Raw genomic sequence first — 18,050 nt, 5'->3', positions numbered from 1 at the left:
AGGTCCCATCTCGGCGACGGCGCGGCCCGGCCCGGCCCGGCCCGGAGGACGAACACTCAACGGCTGTCCGCATCGGAGCCGAGGGCAGCAGTGACATCGAGCGTCCACCTCGCGTCCTCGTCGACGGTGATGATGAGGGACCCGGGCAGCGCACTCCCCTCCACCCGGTAGGAATAGGCGAGGGGCACGCCGAGGCCGCAGCCCACGCCCCGGGCGCCGAGACGCCGGTCCGCCGTGGGGATGACGGTGTAGGCCCCCACGCCATCGCAATCGAACGTGAACCGCACCCAGAGGTGTGCCGGAGTCGCCCCGTCGGCGTCCGGGAGCGAGCCCGAAGGTGGCGCCGAGATCTCGACGACCGACGGTCCGACGCCGGAGAACGAGCCCACCGTCGCCGGTGGCGACTCGGGCGCCGGTTCGACTCCGGACGAGGAACCCACGTCGTCAGCGGGGCGGGTCGCGACCGACGGAGTCGCAGGAACCTCCGCGCAGCCCCCGAGCGCCGTCGATGCCAACGCGACAGCCAGCAGGAGCCGCAGGTGCCCGGCTCTCGATCGCGGCGAACTCGTCAGGCCCGATCGCACCGTCGTGCAGGAGCGCCTTCGCCTTGCCGATCTCGTCCGCCGGCGATCCGTGGGCGTCCCTTCCACCACCCGTCGAGGTCCCACACCGTGATCATGTCCTTGCTCCGTTCTCTGTGACGTGCGATTCGAGACCGCCTGTTCCGCGAGATCCCAGGATCGTCCGATCACGTGCTGCAGGCAGAGGACTAGGTCCCGAGCACCGCGCCCCTCGTCGATCCCTCACGTGCGAAGGAGGTGACGTCCGGGCACGGGCTTCTTCGTGGATTCGCGATGCCAGGGGCAGAGCGCCGCGCCTGCGCCGCTAGAGTCTCCCCACATCCATACGGGGGGAAACGATCATGTCTGTGCGCCTGCTGTCGATGCGACGGGTGATGGCGGGGGTGGCCGGAGGGGCCGTCGTCGCGGGGTTGCTGATCGCGGCACCGGCGGTGAGCAGCGCATCGGCGGTGAACGCGGCACCGGCAGCACCCGGAGCAGCCGCCGCGGCGCCCACCTCCTGCCGCGCCGCCGACGCCCCAGCCACCCCCGCCGCCGAGCTGCTGCGCGCGAGCGAGGCCGCCGCCGCGTTCGGGGTCGACGGCAGCGGGGTGCGCGTGGGCATCATCTCCGACTCGTTCGACACCGGCCCCGTGCCCACGGCCGCCGACGACGTGGCCGCGGGCGTGCTGCCGGGCCCGGGCAACCCCTGCGGCTACGAGAAGCCCGTGCGGGTGGTCGCCGAGGGCGGCGCCGGATCGACCGACGAGGGCCGCGCGATGGCCCAGCTCCTGCACGGAGTCGCGCCGGGCGCCGAGTTGCTGTTCGCCTCGACGGGCGGGTCGAACGACCAGATGGTCGAGTCCATCCGTCTGCTCCGCGAAGCCGGGGTCGACATCATCGTCGACGACGTGGGGCTTGACGACGACCTGTTCTTCGAGCGCGGATCGGCCGCCGTGGCGGTCGAGGAGGCCGTGGAGGCGGGCATCCTGTACCTCGCGGCGGCCGGGAACTACGGTGAGGTCGGGGTGGCGGGCTACCCCAGCGAGGGGTTCCCCATCTCGAGCTGGTCGACGCTGGAGTACCGTCCCACCGAGTGCCCGGCGGCGGTGGCCGAGCAGGCGGGCGTGCCCGTCGACTGCCTGGACTTCGACGCCGGCGCGGGAGCCGATCCGGAGCTGACGGCTACGCTGCCGCCGAACACGGACGTGGGCTTCGAGTTCTTCTGGGGCGAGCCGTCGGATGCGGTGACCACGCAGTTCGGCCTCGCCGTGACCGACCCGGCCGCCGGCGAGACCGGGTTCCGGTGGGCCGAGGAGGGCGGCGCGCCCCGGATGCGGGCGGGCGTGACGAACCTCGGCGACGACGCAGCCGACGCCCAGGGGATCAGCATCGTGCGGCGCCTCGATGAGGCCGCCGGGGTGCCGCCCGTGGCGATCCTGTTCGACGGCGACTCCCACAACGAGCTCGTCGACCTCGAGCACTTCCGCTCCACGGAGACCGACACCGTCGGGTCGTCGCTCGTGGGGCATCAAGCCGATCCGTCGACCATCGCGGTGGCGGCCGTCGATGCGGGCACCCTCGGGCTGGAGACCTACTCGTCGGCCGGGCCGTCGGTGACGCTCTTCGGCGTGCCGTCGCCGACCGTCGTCCCGGGCCCCGCCGTCGCGGGCCTCGATGCGCTCCCCATCAGCTTCCCCCTGGGAGGCGGCTCGTCGCTGACCTTCCGCGGAACCTCGGCCGCTGCCCCCACGGTCGCGGCGGTGGCCGCGCTCGTGAAGCAGGCAGACCCGGCCGCTGGGCCCGCCGAGCTGCGCGCGGCCCTGGAGTCGTCCGCGCGTCCCGACGCTTTTTCTTCGCCCTGGGACGCGTCGCTCCCGGCGACACGCTTCTCGGGCGCCGGTCTCGTCGATGCGGTCGGAGCAGTGGCGGCGGTGCTGCCCGCGCCGACTCCCACTCCCGCGCCGGTTCCGGTCCCGGCCGCGCAACCGGCCGCCACGCTGGCGGCCACCGGCGCCGACGCATCCGGACCAGCCGTCGGGCTGCTGTCGGGACTCCTCGCAGTCACGACCGGGCTCGTTCTCGTGATCGCGCGTCGTGTGCGAATCCGCACGGCCTGATCATCACTTTTCCGCAATCGTGTCCCAAGCGTTGCAGAACTTCGATCTACACCTGTCCTATAGGCAATACGCTCCATTCGGGGGACTCGCCGTGCTGCGCACAGGGCGGTTCGCCTTGCGCGCACCACAGGTCAGGCCACCGCTCGGCGCACCTGTACCCGTTCTGCGACAAGGCTGCGACACGGTGATACCCCACCGCACCGGCGGCGACTCTACCGTCGTCTCAGGGCCGATCGCCGGCCCATCCGCACCAGGGGGATCACATGACCAAGACACTTCACCGCCGCCTCATCACCACGGCCGGAGCAGCATTCGCCCTCGCCTCGACGCTCGCGCTCACCGGCTGCTCGGTCTCGCTCGAGGGCGTCTCGGCGACGTCGAGCGCGAACCCGGGAGCAGCAGGCGCCGCCGGTGGGTCCAGCACGCCTGAACCGGCCGCGAGGAACCTCAAGGAGAACGAGGTGGAGGTGCTCTCGAACGCGGTCGCGCTCGACGACTCCACGACGGCACCCCCCACCGGTTCGATCATCCTCCCGGGCGACGTCACCCTCAGCCTCGACGAGGTCGGCACCCTCGAGGCCACGCCCACCGGGGAGACCGCTGCCGAGGGCCAGCAGTTGCGTGCGGCGACCTTCGACGTCGACGGCGCCCTCGACGCGTCGACCGTGATCGTCCTGGTCGACGGCAGAGCCTTCCCGGCCAACACAGCCATCGAACCCGGCGTGGGAACGGTGATCGCCTCCGTGCCGGAGGACGCCGACACCGTCGAGCTCGGTCTGAAGATCGACGGCGTCACCCAGACGGTCTCCCTCGACAGCGGAGAGAGGACCAGCATCGGCATCGCGGAGGCCTGGTACACAGGAGCCGGAGACGCGACGGTGGCGAACGCGATCGTCAGTCGAGAGGTCCCGGGGACGTCTGCGACAGCCACCTACCGCTACAGCGTCGACGGCGCTCAGCGAGCCCCGTGGACGACCGAACTCGGATGGGCGGAGAACGGCACGAAGGCCTGGGTCGTGCTCGAACTGCAGCCGCCGGAGTGGACTGTCTCCGAGGGCACCGCTCTGAACAAGGTCGAGGGTCAGAACACCGCGTGGCTGACCGATCAGGCCGGAGCCCGGTCGGATTCGGTGCAGCAGGGCGACACCTTCTGGCCCACGCAGGTCGTGTTCCTCGCTGACCCCGCCTCCACCGATTTCACTCTCAGCACGGAGAGCAGCGCGTACTTCGAGGTTCCTGGCCTGCCCGACCAGAACGCAAGCTTCGGACCGGTCTCGGCCTCAGACGTCTCACTGCGGTTCTGACCATGCCGCTCGAGAACTGGACGGTGCTCATCGTCGACGACGATGACGCCATCCGCGAGAACCTCGGCGCCTTCTTCGATCGCGCAGGAGTCCACGTGGTGAGCGCGGCGGACGGTGCGGCCGCGCTCGTCCAGGTGGCCGTCGCGAAGCCGGACCTCGTCATCCTGGACGTCATGATGCCGGAGCTCAACGGCCGTCAGGTCCTGCGTGCTCTGCGAGCGGGCGGCGACTGGACACCCGTCATCCTCCTCACACGCACCGGCGAGTCGTCCGAGAGGGCGACCGCCATCGAGGAGGGCGCCGATGACTACCTCAACAAGCCCTTCGATCCTCAGGAGCTCCTGGCCCGATCCCGCGCCGTCCTCCGGCGACGAGGCGGCCAGGTCGAGCCGCTGCAGTCAGCGCGGTCGCTCCGGAGCGGCCCGCTCTCGGTCGATCGCACGGCACGATCGGCGGCCCTCGAATCCCGCCTCGTCACCCTCACCCCGAAGGCGTATGCGCTGCTCGACTACCTCATCACCCATCCCGGTGAGGTCTTCTCCCGGGACTTCCTCCTGAACGAGGTGTGGGGTTACCAGTTCGCCGTGGCCACCCGGGCTGTGGACCACCGCATTGCCGAGATCCGGCGGGCGCTGGCCGACGATCCCGATGCACCGCGGTTCGTCGAGACGATCCCGCGTGGCGGCTATCGGTTCTGTGGACTGGTGGAACGCGCATGAGCGCATCGCGCACCGGGTCTCGCACCGTGTCCACCTCCCACCGCCGGCTGAGACTCGTCGGGATCATCCTGATACCGGCGGCGATCGGGCTGCTGGCCTCTCTCGTCGTCGCCCTCACAGGCACCACGGCCGAGATCGTGACCAGAACGGCCCTCTCCGCGGTGCCCGTTCTGGCTGGGACCGCACTCAGCCTCGTGATCGCCGCACCAGTGCTCCTCGTCGCTCTCTCCCGTCGGCGGTTCGAGCAGGGCCGCACCCAGGCCTCGGTGGATGCGGCTGAGTCGCATCGCCGCTTCCTGTCGAGACTCGACCACGAGATGAAGAACCCGATCACGGCCATCAGAGCGGTGGTCGCGAACATCGACGAACCAGGGATGCGCGAGGAGCTCACGAGCATCCGCCACCAGACGGCACGCCTCTCCAAGCTCCTCGACGATCTCAGGAAGGTCTCGGGACTGCTCGTGCAGAAGGAGAATCTGGAGCACGTCGACCTCGAGGCGATGATCGACGAGGCCCGCGCCCTGGCCGAGGTCGAGGCGACGGCAGGTCTCGTCAGCTTCACGGTCGCATTCCCCCGAGCCCCGTGGCCGCTGCCACTCGTGCTCGCCGACCCGGATCTCCTCTTCATCGCCATCACGAACGTGATCCTCAATGCGGTCAAGTACTCACGGCGGGGTGGCCGGATCGAGGTCCGGGCGCACCAGAGCAGAGGCTTCGCGGTCCTCGACATCGCAGACACCGGTATCGGCATCGCGGAGGACGAGACCGCCCTCGTGTTCGAGGAGCTCGCTCGCGCCCGCAACAGCGAGGGGATCGCGGGATCCGGGCTCGGCCTCGCGCTCGTCAAGACCATCGTCGAGCAGCACGGCGGAGAGGTGACGCTCACCTCTCGGCTCGACGAGGGCACCCTCGTTCAGCTCACACTCCCCCTGGCAGACCAATCCACAGCAAGGAGAACATCATGAGACGACCCTTCACACGCTCCCTGACGGCACTGGCGGTCCTCGCCGTCTCGGCGGGCGCACTCACGGCCTGTGCCGGCGCTGGCGGCGGCGATCAGCCCGACCAGATCGTGCGATCCTACTTCGAAGCTGTGAATGCGGGAGACGCCGAGAGGGCCCTCTCGATCGCCCGGCCGGACTCGGCCGAGACGGAGCTCCTCACCGCCGATGTGCTCGCGGGGGCGGGCGGAGTGGACGACGTGGTCGTGCTCGAACCCGCCACCTCGCCCGTTCCGGACGGAGAGGAGCCGACGGTCGCGACGGTGAATGCCAGCTACACGGTCGATGGCGCGAAGACTGATGCGTCGTTCACCTTCGGCAAGTCGGAGGGGAAGTGGGTCGTCACCGGGACCAGCGGGGTCTACTCGGTTCTCAGCTTCCCGTTCGGCGAGGCCGTCCCGGTCGTCGAGGTCAACGGCACCGCCGTCGAGGGCGCCGTCGACGGGACCTACAACACATCGTCCTACCCCCTGTTCCCCGGCACGTACTCCGTCGCCATCCCCGCGGACAACACGTTCTTCACCATCGACGAGGAAAGCAGTCCCCCCGGCACGGTGTCGTTCGACACCAGCGACATCCTCCCCACCCCCGCACTGACGACCGATTTCGAGGAATCCATGACGGCCTTCCTGACGGCCTGCTTCTCTGCACCGGCGTCCACCCGGGCCCTCGAATGCCCTAACTGGCGGAACAACTCCAACGGATACGACTCCGACGCCGTATGGGAGCTGATCGAGCTTCCCACCTACTCCCTCGCCTACAACAACAGTCCGGACCAGAATCCGCTCTCGATCTGGTCGGACGACGCACAGGTCGGCATGATGCACGTCTCTTACCACCACGATGACGGCCTCTTTCAGGCTGAGGACGAATCGTGGGACGTCGACTTCTCGACAGCCTTCGCGGGCGAATACATCGACGGCGCATTCGTTTTCAGCCCGCTGGCCAACACCATCGAGGAGGATGAGCGAGTTGACAGCCTGTAAGCGGGAGTCCTCCGGTTCTGCCGCCGCCGGGTGGCACATCGACAGCGCCGACCCCACCCAGCTCAGGTATTGGGACGGCTCTTCCTGGACCACCCACGTCGCGCCCCGGATCCTGCAACCAGGCGAGGCCGCAGGACTGGTCTCCGACTACCGGGCGAAGCGAAGTGCACTCGTGACGGGGATCGTGGTCTCCTGGATCCTGATCGTCGTCGGCGGAGCCGCTGCCGTCAGCCAGCTGGGGCTGGTGGGCATGTCCGTCCTCTACGGCATCGGGTTCACCAGCGCAGTCACACTGATCGTGGCTGCAGCCGCCTGCGGCGTGGGTGTCGTCTCCGCGGTCGTGCTGGCCCGCCGGGCACGTCGCCTCGAGTCCATCGAGTACCCGGCAGGTCGCCGGCCTCCCGCCCAGGTCGCCGGGTATGCCCCCGCCGCACCGCCCTCGAACGGCGGACGGCGCGACAGGCGCGGCCTGCTGATCGCGACCGCCATGATCCTGTCCAGCGGCGCCTCCTCCTCCTCTTCCTCCAAGGGCGGATCGGGGTCCGGATCCGGATCAGGGAGATCGGGCTCGAAGGGCGGCTACGAGCGCAAGTCGGGGATGACCAACAAGACCACCAACCCGAATCCGCACAAGTACCACGAGGGCTACTACCGCAAGGACGGCACGTACGTGAAGGGGCATTGGAAGAAGTACAAGTGGTGACGATCGGCGGCATCTGCCTGCTCGTCCTCCTCCTGCGGTAGGCAGGTGCGACGGGAACGTGCTGCGCCCTGGATAGTCTGGACGGTAGCCATGACTGCCCCACGCGACGACGACGCCCAGCCCGACGCTCTCGGAACCCTCTTCCCCGCCGCCGGCCCGCACCATCCGGAGCGGCCGCCGGCGAGGCTCCGCCCCACCCGGCGGGCCTGGATCGCCCTCGGCATCGTCGCGGCGTTCATCGTGGCCGCGGTCATCACGGCGATCGTCGTCGCCGTGGCGAACAGTGCCGGTGCGCCCTCGAAGATCGAGGCGGCGGTCACTTACTGCGGTCTCGAGGGCAACCCCTATGCCTCCGTGGCGGAGGACGGCCGCTCGGTGGGCCTCGACACCACCGGCGACAGCACGGTCGAGGGGCTCGACGCCGCCGATCTCGTGTGCGTGCTCGTGGAGGTCGATGCCTCCGCCGAGGCGCTCGAGGCGATGAGCTCGACGGTGCCGGATGACGGCCCCCAGTCCGCGGAGTGGTCCGGCATCGCGGCCACCTGGCAGCACCGCCCCGACGCGGGCCTCGACGTCACCCTCACCGAGAAGTAGCGCCCGCCGAGCCGTCGGTGTCTGCCGCATCCGCAGCGTCGGCCACATGGACCTTCAGTCGTCGGTGACCGGGGCGTAGCCGTGCTCGGCGGCGACAACCTGCATCGCCCGGAGAGAGTTGACACCGAGCTTGCGGTAGATGCTCCTGAGCTGGGTCTTCACGGTGTTGACCGAGACGAACCGGTCGGCCGCGATCTCGCTCAGCCGCGTGCGACCCACGGCACTCGTGACGATGCTCAGCTCGCGAGGGGTCAGGCGGAGGAACGGGTCACCCGCACCGTCGGGCATGGCGCCCGATAGCAGAACGTCCCGCAGAGGATCGGGGACCGCCGACGGCACGAGGTCGAGCAGAGCCCTCAGATCCGCGCGGGGCAGCAGCGTCAGCGGAAGGTAGAGCTGCTGCCTCGCGGCCTGCTCGCCGGCGAACGCGAAGTCACGTGTCGCGATCACGGTGTCCTCGGAGCGCAGCGCCGCCGCGGCCCGGAGGGCGAGGGCCCCGACGAGGACCCGGGGCGTTCCGGTGGCATGTGCGATGAGCTTCACGGCGTGCCGGGATGCCCGCGCTGCGTCGCCGTTGACGAGCAGCGTTGCGGCCCTCCGGAGCCGGATCACCTGCGACCCCAGGTCGAGGTCATCCCGTAGAGCGACGTCGTCGAGCACTTCACCGGCCCGGGCCGCATTGCCCACGCGGGCGAACAGCATCGACCGGGTGAGCGCCACGAAAGGCGCCCACGCCCCCTCGCCGGCGGCTCCCGGCGGCAGGGCCAGTGCTGTGGAATCGATCTGGGTGAGCAGGTCGAGGCTCTTGGCGGGGTCGTTCTCGGTGAGGGCGAGCAGGTACTTCTGCGCCGGCCACCTGTCCGGAACCCCCTGAAGGCTGGCCAGCGACAGCTCGTCGCGTGCCTCGTCCCCTCGCAGCTCGTCGACGAGGAGCTGGGTGCGGGCGAACCGCGCGGTCACCGAGGCGCGGCTCTCCCACCACTCGCCCGATTCAGCGGGCAGCCGACCGAGCCACTTGCGAGCCTGGATGTTCCGGCCGGCGAACGCGTGCAGCCACGCCAGCGCGCCGGCCGCCGAGGCCTCCGCGAGACGGTGACCGATCAGCACCGCGTTGTCGTAGCTGTCGGTGTACTCGCGCGCCGCTCGGTCGTTGTCGCCGGCGTACTCCCAGGCCATCGCCCACTGATACTGCAGCTCTGGTAGCGCCTGCTGCAGCGTGGCGACACTCGCGTCATCCGCCTCATCGACGAGTGTGCGGGCCTCGGCCGCGCCCGCAGCAGCCTCGCCGAAGCGGCCGGTCGCCCGCTTGGAGGCGATCTTGCTCGTCAGCAGTGCGAGCACATCGAGCAGGCTCTCCGGTTCGGGCGTCTGCGGGGTGCCACGGAACACGGTCGTCAGGCCGCCGCTCTCGGTCGCGAAGCGGTCGACGTAGTTCCCGGCGACCGCCCACCTCGGGTTCTGCGCGATCACCTCGGGCGGAAGGCTCTTCACGGTCGACACGATGAGCCCGGGATCGTCGGCGAGGATCAGACCCCACTGCTGATCGAGGATCCCGACGACGGCATCCCAGTCGGCCTCGGCCACCCGCGCCCGCAGCTGCTCCCCGAGCGCACGACCGCCCCTGATCCCATCGTCGTCCACAGCCGTGTTCCCCACCATCCTGATCACGCACATCGCACTGGCCAGACCCCGCGGGCCCAGGATGCGATCCGCGCGCGGCCAGAACCAGCTTAGATCGCTCCGCCCCGGTCCGACGAGTACGACATCGGCCGCGTGCTCTGGAGCCGCCTCGACGAGCTCCCCGCCGACCGTGACATGCGGGAGGCCTTCGACATCCGCGGAGTCAGTGCAGGCTGAGCTTCGCGGCGACGAGGGCGACCGAGACCACCAGCGTGAGCACGCCCACCAGCACGACCGTGACGGGCCTGAGCCCCCGCACGAACGCCCCACCGGTCGCCACCACCACGAGGTAGGCCAGCGCGACGATGACGCCCGCCAGCACGCTCGGCTCGCGGTCGACCCCCACGACCTCGAGCACCACCACGAGCGCGACCGGCAGGAAGGTCACCGACACCATCGGGGCGCTGACGGCCAGGTGGTGGCGCACGGTGGGCCAGCCCGCCTTCTCATCCCCCTCCTCCCCGGGGGAGCCGACGGTGTAGGCGAAGACGTGCGTGGCGTAGTAGATGAGGTTCGTCAGCACGACGATCAGGATGAGGCTCCCCGTGGAGGCCTCGGTCAGCCCGACCAGGGTCGACGCCGCCACGAGGGCGCCGTAGCAGCCGGCGCTGATCCGCTCTCCCGCGTCGGGCCCGAACCGGCTCCCCCTGTCCCGCGCCGCACTCGCCGACTCGTTCATCGTGCACTCCCTCCGAGGGGATGCCTCCCCTTGCGACCAGCCGACCGCATCGGCATCCGAACCCGCACCTCACGATAGGTGACCACCGAGCCCTCGACGGCCACCACTGGAGCGAGGCCGTCCCTGACGTGCTCGGTCCGTTCTGAGCACACATCCCCCTGCCTCGGCGGCAGGGGGCGGGGCGTCACGCGCAGGCGCGGAGCGCCGCCACCTGCGGCGTGAGCGAGGCCGTGCCGCCGAGCAGGGTGACCTTCTGCACGCCCCACGTCGACAGCGCACCGAGGGTGCCCGCCGGCACGCAGTCGCCACGCACCACCACGAGCGGCGCCGACTTCGTGGCGGCGAGCACACCTCCGGCGAGCGCGTCGGGGAACTTGACGCCCACGGCCACGAAGGCCTCCGAGGCCGAGCCGAAGTACTCCCGGTTGATGTTCACCGAGGCCTCGTAGCGGTCGGCGCCGCCGAGGCGCGTGACCGCGGATGCCCCGTACTTCGCGCGCAGCTGCGACTCGATCGCGGGCGAGACGGAGTTGGGTCCGCCCGTGATCGTGATCGAGCGCACACCGAGGCGGTCGAGCAGCGCGAGGGTCTGCGCGTCGACCGAGGTCTTCGCGCCCGGGATGAGGATGACGGGCGCGTCCTGGCTCGCGGCGGCGCTCGTGGCGCTGAGCGCGTCCGGGAACGTCGCGCCCGTGGCGATGAAGGCCCGGCCGGCCTGTTCGAACTCGCCCGCCACGATCGAGCGGGACGCCTCGTACCGGTCGGCGCCGCCTCGGCGCTCGATCGCCGGGGCGAGAGTTCTGAGTTGTGCGTAGACCGCCTCGGAGACCGAGTTCGGTCCGCCCACGACGACGATCTTCGACGGCTTCAGACGCAGGATCTCCTGGCGCACGGCCGCCGGCAGGTCGGCCGGCGTGGTGAGCAGCAGCGGGCCCTCCGCGTTCGCCGCGGCGGCCCCGGCGCCCAGGGCATCCGGGTAGTTGGTGCCCGTGGCCACGTACACGACCGGGGCGGTGCCGGGATACGCGGCCTTGGCGATGGCGACGGCGTTCGTGTAGCGGTCGGGGGCCGAGATCCGCGCGGTGGTGCCGATGACGATGGGGGTGTTCAGCAGATGGTAGCTGAGCGCCGTCGCGCCGGCCCAGAGCCGGTACGAGCCGGGAGCCGTGCCGGCGGGGATCGCCACATCGCCCGAGATGCGACCCGCCGCATCCGCCTTCAGGGTCGCGATCTTCGCGGCGCGTGCATTAGCGGAGTGCAGGGCGACGGCCACCGTCTCTCCGGCGGCGTAGCCACCGCCGCGCACGGGCACCGTTCCACCCGGAACGGCGAGCCCGTTGGAGGAGAGCGTCAGCGAGGGATCGCCGTTGAACGGGTCGCCGCTCGCAGCATCGAGCAGGTACCGGCTCGACGCTCCGGCGACGATGATGCCGAGCGAGTCGGTGGTGGCCCAGCCCGACGGGAGGACGACCTGGGCGGTGACGGCGCCTTCGCCGTCGGCCGTCGCGCTGATGGGTACGGCGACTCCTCCCGAGAAGCTCGAGGCCACGTCGAACTTGGTCTGGTTGACGACGGTGGCCGTCACGGCTTCGCCCGGGCGGAAGCCGAGCGCATTCACGGTGACCGCCACCCCCGCGGCGATCGGGCTCTGTGAGTACCAGGTCCAGGTCGTGGGGGTTCGATACGGTGTCGCCGGCTGCGTCGGCGAGACGACGAGCGGCAGATCGACGATGCTCGTCGGGGCTCCCGCGCCCGCGCCCTCGTCGGTGCAGGTGAGGCGGACCTGGCCGGTGACGGCGCCGGTGCTGCCGGTCGGCAGCGGGTTCCACGAGCTCGGCTCGCGGAACGCGAAGTCGCGCACCACCCAGTAGTACTCACTGAATCCCGCCATCGCGAGCGGGGTCACGATGCCGGAGTCCGACTCGACGAACTCCGCCGACTGCACCTGGCCGCACCCCGAGTCGCCCACGAAGTGCACGGAGAACTGCTCTCCCGGCTTCACCCACGGCGTTCCGAGGTAGACGCCGTCGGCTGCCGGCCCGGTCACCGGGGCAGCGCTCGCGGGTGCCGAGGTGGTGGCGCCCGCGGCGACCGAACCGGCCACAGCGAGAAGTGCGCCGGCCGAGACCGACGCCACCGCCCGGATGATCACTCGGCTGCGGGCGCGCAGGTTGGACGGACCGTTCATGTGTTTCCCCCTTGGCGGCGCCAGGAAGCCGCAGCCCGATCCTCCCAGAACCCCCTCACCGATCGGCACCCCCAGCACGGGGGGGGAGGAGGCGGGCAGAGCGGGACCCTTGACAGGCAAGCGATCACTTGCCTATCGTGGAGCTGTGGCCGACGTCTTCAAGGCTCTTGCCGACGAGACCCGGCGCATCCTGCTCGACGAGCTCGTGGAGCGGGATGAGCAGACGCTGTTCGAGCTGTGCTCGAAGCTCGCGATGAAGCACGGGCTGACGCCCTCGCGCCAGGCCGTCTCGCAACACCTCGAGGTGCTCGAGCAGACGGGGCTCGTGCGGAGCGAGCGCCGCGGCCGCTACAAGTTGCACACCATCGACACGACACCGCTCGCGCAGGTCACTGCGCGCTGGCCGGTGAGACCACCGAGACCGCAGACACCGTGAGACCGCAGAGACCCTGAGAGGGGCGAGAGCATGAAGCTCCAGACCGTGAGCATCTTCGTCGACGACCAGCAGCGTGCCGTCGACTTCTACACATCCCGACTGGGGTTCGACGTCGCCGCCGACATCCCGATGGGCGAGCACCGCTGGCTCACGGTCGTCGACCCCGAGCGGCCGGAGGGCACCCAGATCTCGCTCGAACCCAAGGGCCATCCGGCGGTCGCGCCCTTCACTGACGCATTGGTGGCCGACGGCATCCCGTTCTGCGTGATCGGGGTCGGCGACGTGCAGGCGGAGTACGACCGCCTCCTCGCCCTCGGCGAGACGTTCACGCAGCCGCCGACCGACCTCGGCCCCGTGATCGTCGCCGTGCTCGACGACACCTGCGGCAACCTCCTGCAGCTCGCCCAGTTCGCGGGCTGAGGGATGACCACACGTCGGATCAGGCGCGGGAGGAGCGCATCGCCGCCTTCTGGATGAGGGCCGGGTCGTTCAGGAGGCGGTCGTAGTCGGCCGTGCCGAGGGCGTAGAGGGCGACGCGGGCCTCAAGGTCGTGGTGGGTGCCCCAGCCGTAGCGCTTGCCGAGCGGGGAGGCGCGAAGGCACGGCTGCCCCTTGGCGAAGAAGCGCTCGAGGTCGGCGTCGAGCTCGACCGTTCCGACGCTCGAGATGGCGGTGACGCGGGTGACGATCACGGATGCCTGCTCGAGGCCAGAGGGCCGGCCATGCGTCCCGGGGATCACGGCGGCGGCGACGTGCACGCAGGGCGTGTCGCAGATCTCGACCAGCCGCAGCAGGGAGACCCCGGAGACGACGACATCGGTGGTGGTGGGGTGGGTCCACTCGGGCCAGCGGTCGATGAGGAGGGGGTCGGGGATCGTCGCGCGGAGGGTGGGGAGGATGCTGGTGAGGGTCACGGACACAGGTCTACGCTCATCCGCACGCGCCGTGTCGCCTCCTATCGGGATCCGAACGCGCGCAGCCGAGGCCCTCACGGAATCCTTGCGAGGGCGACCGCACAGGGTGAATGAAGGGGTGACCGGCGCGCGAAGGGCGTGACGGCTCCGAGGCGTCTGCCTATGATGTCGGCGGCCATCCGGTCCCGGCGACCGGGTGCGGGTGAGATCGGATGGGTGGATGGCGATCACGGGAGTTCCGCGCGTTCCCGAGGGCGTGCGGGTGCGATCGCGCCTCAGCGCGCGGTTCGAGGGGCCGCAGGCGCTCGTGGTGGCGCGTGCTCCGGCCGGGTACGGCAAGACCGTGGCGATGGCGCACTGGGCCTCGTCGACCGAGGCGACCGGCGTGTGGATCCGGTTCCGCGACAACCAGGTGGGCGCCGCCGCCCTGGTGCAGCTCATCGGATCAGAACTCGACGCCGCAGGTCTTCTGCAACCAGGCAACACGCTGCGGTCCGCCTCCGACGCCCTGGCCGGCGGGGCCGACCCTTGGCAGTTGCTGCGGCACGGATTGCGCGAGCGGCCCGGCACGACGACGCTCGCCCTCGACGGTCTCGAGCGGCTGGCCGATGAGTGCTCCGCAGGGCTCCTGGACGCCCTGCTCGACCTCCCGGGCCTCGAGATCCGCGCCACCGCCCGGCGTTCCAGCCTCTCGGACGAGTCGGCACTGGCCCTGCGGCTCGACCGGTCGGTGATCGAACCCGCCGAACTCGCCCTCACCGCGGCCGAGACCGCCGACGCCCTAGCCGCCGAACCGGGGTCGCCGGCCGTCGAGCGCGTGCTGCAGAGCGGCGGCCTCCCGTTGTTCGCCCGGCTGATGGCGGCGAACGCACAGGATGGATCGGAGCCGAGCGACGACGACATCGCGGCCCTCCTCGACTCCTTCGTGCGCCTCGAGCTCGCCAGCGGGGCATGGGACGAGCAGTTCATGGGATTCGTCACCGCCACCTCGATCGCCGACTCGCTCGACCTCCGGCTGGCGGCCGAGATCGCGACGATCGCGCGCCTCCGACCGACCGGACGCAGCACTCCCCTCACCACCGACGAGGTCGGCGCCCTGCTCGACCGCGCCGAGTCCGACGGCCTCGGGCTCTGGACCGGCAGCACCGCGACCCCGTCCGGCGGTCAGGAGTTCGTCTACACCCCCGTCGTGCGCGAGGCCTTCGAACGCCGCCTCCGCGCCGCCAGGCCCGCCCACCTCCCGGCGCTCGTGGGCGCCGTCGCCCTGTGGGAACTCGACCGCCGGCGCCCCTATGCCGCGCTCCGTCGTGCCGTGTCGATCGGCGACTGGCAGCTCGTCAACAAGGTGGTGCGCGAGCACTGGAACGAGATCCTCCGCAACCACGGCCCGCAGCTGCGTGTGCTGTTCCACCGCACCTCGCTCGTCGAGCTCCGCCGGCAGCCGCTCGTGGCCATGCTGCTCGCCCTCGAGTACAACCGTTCGGGCGACCACCGGCTGCGCGCGCTGGAGTACTTCGCGCTCGCGGGCTACGCCGCCCGCACCCAGCGGCAGCGCTCGAGCCCGGCCGACCGGGCGCTGCTCCGGGCGATCGAGACCGCCGCCCTGCGGGTGAGCGGCCGCGCGGAGAGCGCGCTCGGCGCGGCTTTGGATGCCCGCGACGTGCTGCTCGAGATGAGCCCGCAGGATCGCGACCACCTCGGCCGCACCGAGCCCACCCTGCACAACCAGGTCGGCACCACGCTGTTCTACGCCGGACGGTTCGACGAGGCTCTCGAGTCGTTCGCCAGGTCGACGGCCATCGGCGCCTCCCGAGGGCTGAAGGGCGGCCTGCAGGGCACGGCGCTCACGGCCGGCACGCTCGCCGTGGCCGGAGACCTCACGGAGGCCGGGCACGTGGCGAGCGAGGCCGCCCTGCTCGAGTGGCCGGAGGGCTGGCTCACCGGCTACCCCGGCAGCTTCCTCCAACTCGCCGAGGCGCTGCTCGCCCTGGAGCGCTGGGACGCCGACGAGGCCGACCGACGCATCCGTTCGCTCCACCCGCACCGGAGCACGATCGAGCACTGGGCGCTGCTCGCTCAGGTCGACGCGATGGTGGGGCTGCTCCGCCGCGAGCCGGACCGCGCGCTCCTCCGGCTTGACGCCGAGATCGCGCGGCAGCGCAGACGCAGCTCGGCGGCGGCCCGCTCGCTCGCCCGTCTCGCCGAGACGCGATCGCTGCTCCTGGTCGCCGCCGGCGACGCCGAGGGAGCGAGGAAGGCGCTCGGCAAGGCGCCGGCTTCGAGCGGTGCGGTCAGGCACGGCATCGCGGCGGCCCGGATCGACCTGGCGTGCGGGCTGCCCGAAGACGCCCTGAGGCACCTCCTGCGGGTGCGGGATGCAGCCGATTCGCGCTCTCGCGGCGAGCGGACCACACTGCGGGCCGCCGCACTCGCGCTGCTCGGCGACCACGAACGGGCTGCGCCGGTGGTGCGCGAAGCGGTGGCGTTCCTCACCGATCGGGGTCAGGGCCTCGCGCTCGCGCTCGTGCCCACCGATGCCCTCGACGCGATGATCCGGATCGCGGCGGCGGCCGGTCAGGGCGACGACGAGCTCCTGCGGCGAGCACGGCGGCATGCCGGGGTCGCCTCGCTGACCGCCGGGCCCGTCTTCACCGCCCGCGAGGCGGCTCTCGCGCGAGCGCTGCCGGAGGCCAGGGACACCGCGGAGCTCGCGGCGATGCTGTCGGTCTCGCCCAACACGGTCAAGACGCAGCTGCGCTCGGTCTACCGCAAGCTCGGGGTGACGAGCCGATCGGAGGCTATCGCGGCACTCGCGGCTCGGGGTCGGCCGGAGCCGCCCGCGTGAGGATGGGCCGGAGGAACGGCAGCGGCAGCAGCGCGAGCAGGGCGACCCCACCGGCCGCGAGGTAGAGGGCCGTGTAGTTCTCGGGGGTCTCGGTCACCGGATCGGGCCCGGCGAGGGCGAGGAGGCCGAGAGCGACGGCCGGCGCGATGGCCTGCGGGATGGTCTCGGCGATGTTGAAGACACCGAGGAACGTGCCGGAGCGCCCCGCCGGGATCGCCCGGAGGGCGAGTGCCAGGTCGACCGCGTAGAACGCCCCGAGCGCGACGCCGCCGAGCGCGGCGCCCGCCCACAGCACGGGCACGTCGGGAGCGAGGGCACGCAGCGCCGCCGCGGCGGCGAGCCCCAGCGACGCGGCCACGATGAAGGGCCCGTAACGCCCCCGGCGGGAGGCGACGAAGCCCGTGACGAGCGCCGACAGCACGATCCCGGCACCACCGATGAGCGTCGTGACCGCCACCGCGGGCGATGCGCCCTCGGGCGACAGCACGAACCGGACCGCCACGAAGTAGAGGGTGAAGGTGGTCACGAGCGAGAACGCGAGCTGCAGCATGAACCGCTGCAGCCACACCCAGCCGAACAGGCTGTACCGCCGGAGCTCGAGACCGCGGAGGCCGAGGCGCCGCGCCGAACCCGTCAGGCTCGTCCGCCGCACCTGGGCGAGCGGGGTGTCCCGGATGACGAGGCAGGCGATGAACCCCACGGCGAGCGCCGCCGTCGGCATGGTGAGCATCACGATGTCGAGCCGGTCGGGGACGAGCGCGGCGAGGGCGAGCGGCGGCAGTGTGCCGAGGAATGCGGCGGCCCCGAAGATCCCGGATGCCGACGCCCTCCGCTGCTCCTCGACCTGGTCGCCGAGCAGCGCGGCCACGGCGGCCAGCGACGCGTTGTACGCGGTCTGCGCGAGCACCCACCCGACGGCGAGCGCCGCGACGCTCCCGGCGTTCAGCACCAGCACCGTGGCACCGAATCCGAGCACCACGCCCCCGAGCAGCCACGGCCGCCGTCGCCCGAATCGCCCCGGCGTGCGATCCGACGCCAGCCCGAACAGCGGATTGGCGACCACGGAGGCGATCGCCCCGCACACGGTCACGAACGCCAGCACCCCCGTGCGCTCCCCCTCGGGCACCAGCCGAGCGATCAGAAGAGGCAGCCCGGTCACAACCGGAGCGGTCAAGGCCCCCAACACCACGAGATTGACCGCGGCGAACACCAGAACCCTTTTCACGCACCACCTCGCTCTCCGCCCACCCGATCCTAGAACTCGGCCCCCGAAGCCCGATCACCCCTGCGGCCCGTGCCTTGCGCGAATAGCACGCACACAT

16 protein-coding genes are annotated in these 18,050 nt (G+C 71.2%); 10 read left to right on the top strand and 6 right to left on the bottom strand.

Features of this window, described 5'->3' with window-relative positions; genetic code table 11:
* Window positions 1–56 precede the first annotated feature (56 nt).
* The gene (locus N1028_RS13515) at window positions 57–440 is read right to left on the bottom strand and encodes a hypothetical protein (RefSeq protein ID WP_259529828.1); all 384 of its coding nucleotides are present in this window, start codon (window positions 438–440) and stop codon (window positions 57–59) included.
* Between the two features lie 482 nt (window positions 441–922).
* On the opposite strand from N1028_RS13515, the gene N1028_RS13510 reads away from it, so the two are divergent.
* From N1028_RS13510 to N1028_RS13480, 7 genes are all read left to right on the top strand, one after another.
* On the top strand, window positions 923–2,680 hold the full coding sequence (locus tag N1028_RS13510) for a S8 family serine peptidase (protein WP_259529827.1): 1,758 nt from the start codon (window positions 923–925) through the stop codon (window positions 2,678–2,680).
* Window positions 2,681–2,943: 263 nt separating this feature from the next.
* Window positions 2,944–3,984: a hypothetical protein gene (locus tag N1028_RS13505; RefSeq protein WP_259529826.1), complete on the top strand. Its 1,041-nt coding sequence runs from the start codon at window positions 2,944–2,946 to the stop codon at window positions 3,982–3,984.
* Window positions 3,985–3,986: 2 nt separating this feature from the next.
* Window positions 3,987–4,703, top strand: a complete 717-nt coding sequence (locus N1028_RS13500) for a response regulator transcription factor (RefSeq protein ID WP_259529824.1) — start codon at window positions 3,987–3,989, stop codon at window positions 4,701–4,703.
* The gene (locus tag N1028_RS13495) at window positions 4,700–5,668 is read left to right on the top strand and encodes a sensor histidine kinase (RefSeq protein ID WP_259529823.1); all 969 of its coding nucleotides are present in this window, start codon (window positions 4,700–4,702) and stop codon (window positions 5,666–5,668) included. The genes N1028_RS13500 and N1028_RS13495 overlap by 4 nt, the downstream gene beginning before the upstream one ends.
* Before the next feature lie 227 nt (window positions 5,669–5,895).
* Window positions 5,896–6,690 (top strand): hypothetical protein, encoded by a 795-nt coding sequence (locus N1028_RS13490; RefSeq protein ID WP_259529821.1) that lies wholly within the window; start codon window positions 5,896–5,898, stop codon window positions 6,688–6,690.
* Entirely contained in the window at window positions 6,668–7,393 is a 726-nt protein-coding gene (locus N1028_RS13485) for a DUF2510 domain-containing protein (protein ID WP_259529819.1), read from the top strand. Before N1028_RS13490 ends, N1028_RS13485 begins: the two co-directional genes overlap by 23 nt.
* A gap of 90 nt (window positions 7,394–7,483) precedes the next feature.
* Window positions 7,484–7,987 (top strand): hypothetical protein, encoded by a 504-nt coding sequence (locus N1028_RS13480; RefSeq protein WP_259529817.1) that lies wholly within the window; start codon window positions 7,484–7,486, stop codon window positions 7,985–7,987.
* Between the two features lie 54 nt (window positions 7,988–8,041).
* Here N1028_RS13480 and N1028_RS13475 read toward each other — a convergent pair whose 3' ends face one another.
* From N1028_RS13475 to N1028_RS13465, 3 genes are all read right to left on the bottom strand, one after another.
* Window positions 8,042–9,628 (bottom strand): response regulator transcription factor, encoded by a 1,587-nt coding sequence (locus N1028_RS13475; protein WP_259529815.1) that lies wholly within the window; start codon window positions 9,626–9,628, stop codon window positions 8,042–8,044.
* A gap of 202 nt (window positions 9,629–9,830) precedes the next feature.
* Entirely contained in the window at window positions 9,831–10,346 is a 516-nt protein-coding gene (locus N1028_RS13470) for a hypothetical protein (RefSeq protein ID WP_259529813.1), read from the bottom strand.
* 184 nt (window positions 10,347–10,530) lie between these two features.
* Entirely contained in the window at window positions 10,531–12,534 is a 2,004-nt protein-coding gene (locus N1028_RS13465) for a cell wall-binding repeat-containing protein (RefSeq protein WP_259529811.1), read from the bottom strand.
* Window positions 12,535–12,679: 145 nt separating this feature from the next.
* Between N1028_RS13465 and N1028_RS13460 the strand changes: the two genes are divergently transcribed.
* Window positions 12,680–12,970 (top strand): ArsR/SmtB family transcription factor, encoded by a 291-nt coding sequence (locus tag N1028_RS13460; RefSeq protein WP_259529809.1) that lies wholly within the window; start codon window positions 12,680–12,682, stop codon window positions 12,968–12,970.
* A gap of 30 nt (window positions 12,971–13,000) precedes the next feature.
* Window positions 13,001–13,390, top strand: a complete 390-nt coding sequence (locus N1028_RS13455; RefSeq protein ID WP_259529806.1) for a VOC family protein — start codon at window positions 13,001–13,003, stop codon at window positions 13,388–13,390.
* A gap of 19 nt (window positions 13,391–13,409) precedes the next feature.
* On the opposite strand, the gene N1028_RS13450 is transcribed toward N1028_RS13455, so the two are convergent.
* Window positions 13,410–13,883: a DUF6157 family protein gene (locus N1028_RS13450; protein ID WP_259529804.1), complete on the bottom strand. Its 474-nt coding sequence runs from the start codon at window positions 13,881–13,883 to the stop codon at window positions 13,410–13,412.
* Window positions 13,884–14,103: 220 nt separating this feature from the next.
* Between N1028_RS13450 and N1028_RS13445 the strand changes: the two genes are divergently transcribed.
* Complete coding sequence (locus tag N1028_RS13445) at window positions 14,104–16,728, top strand: LuxR C-terminal-related transcriptional regulator (protein ID WP_259529803.1); 2,625 nt, start codon at window positions 14,104–14,106, stop codon at window positions 16,726–16,728.
* Here the strand turns inward: N1028_RS13445 and N1028_RS13440 are convergent.
* A complete protein-coding gene (locus N1028_RS13440) occupies window positions 16,682–17,953 on the bottom strand; it encodes an MFS transporter (RefSeq protein WP_259529801.1) in 1,272 nt (423 codons plus the stop codon). The two genes, N1028_RS13445 and N1028_RS13440, sit on opposite strands and share 47 nt — an antisense overlap.
* Window positions 17,954–18,050 lie beyond the last annotated feature (97 nt).

This window comes from Herbiconiux oxytropis (assembly GCF_024979315.1).
Taxonomy (GTDB): Bacteria; Actinomycetota; Actinomycetes; order Actinomycetales; family Microbacteriaceae; genus Herbiconiux; species Herbiconiux oxytropis.
Note: the sequence above shows the minus strand (reverse complement) of the source record. Positions and strands in the feature narration are given on the sequence as shown.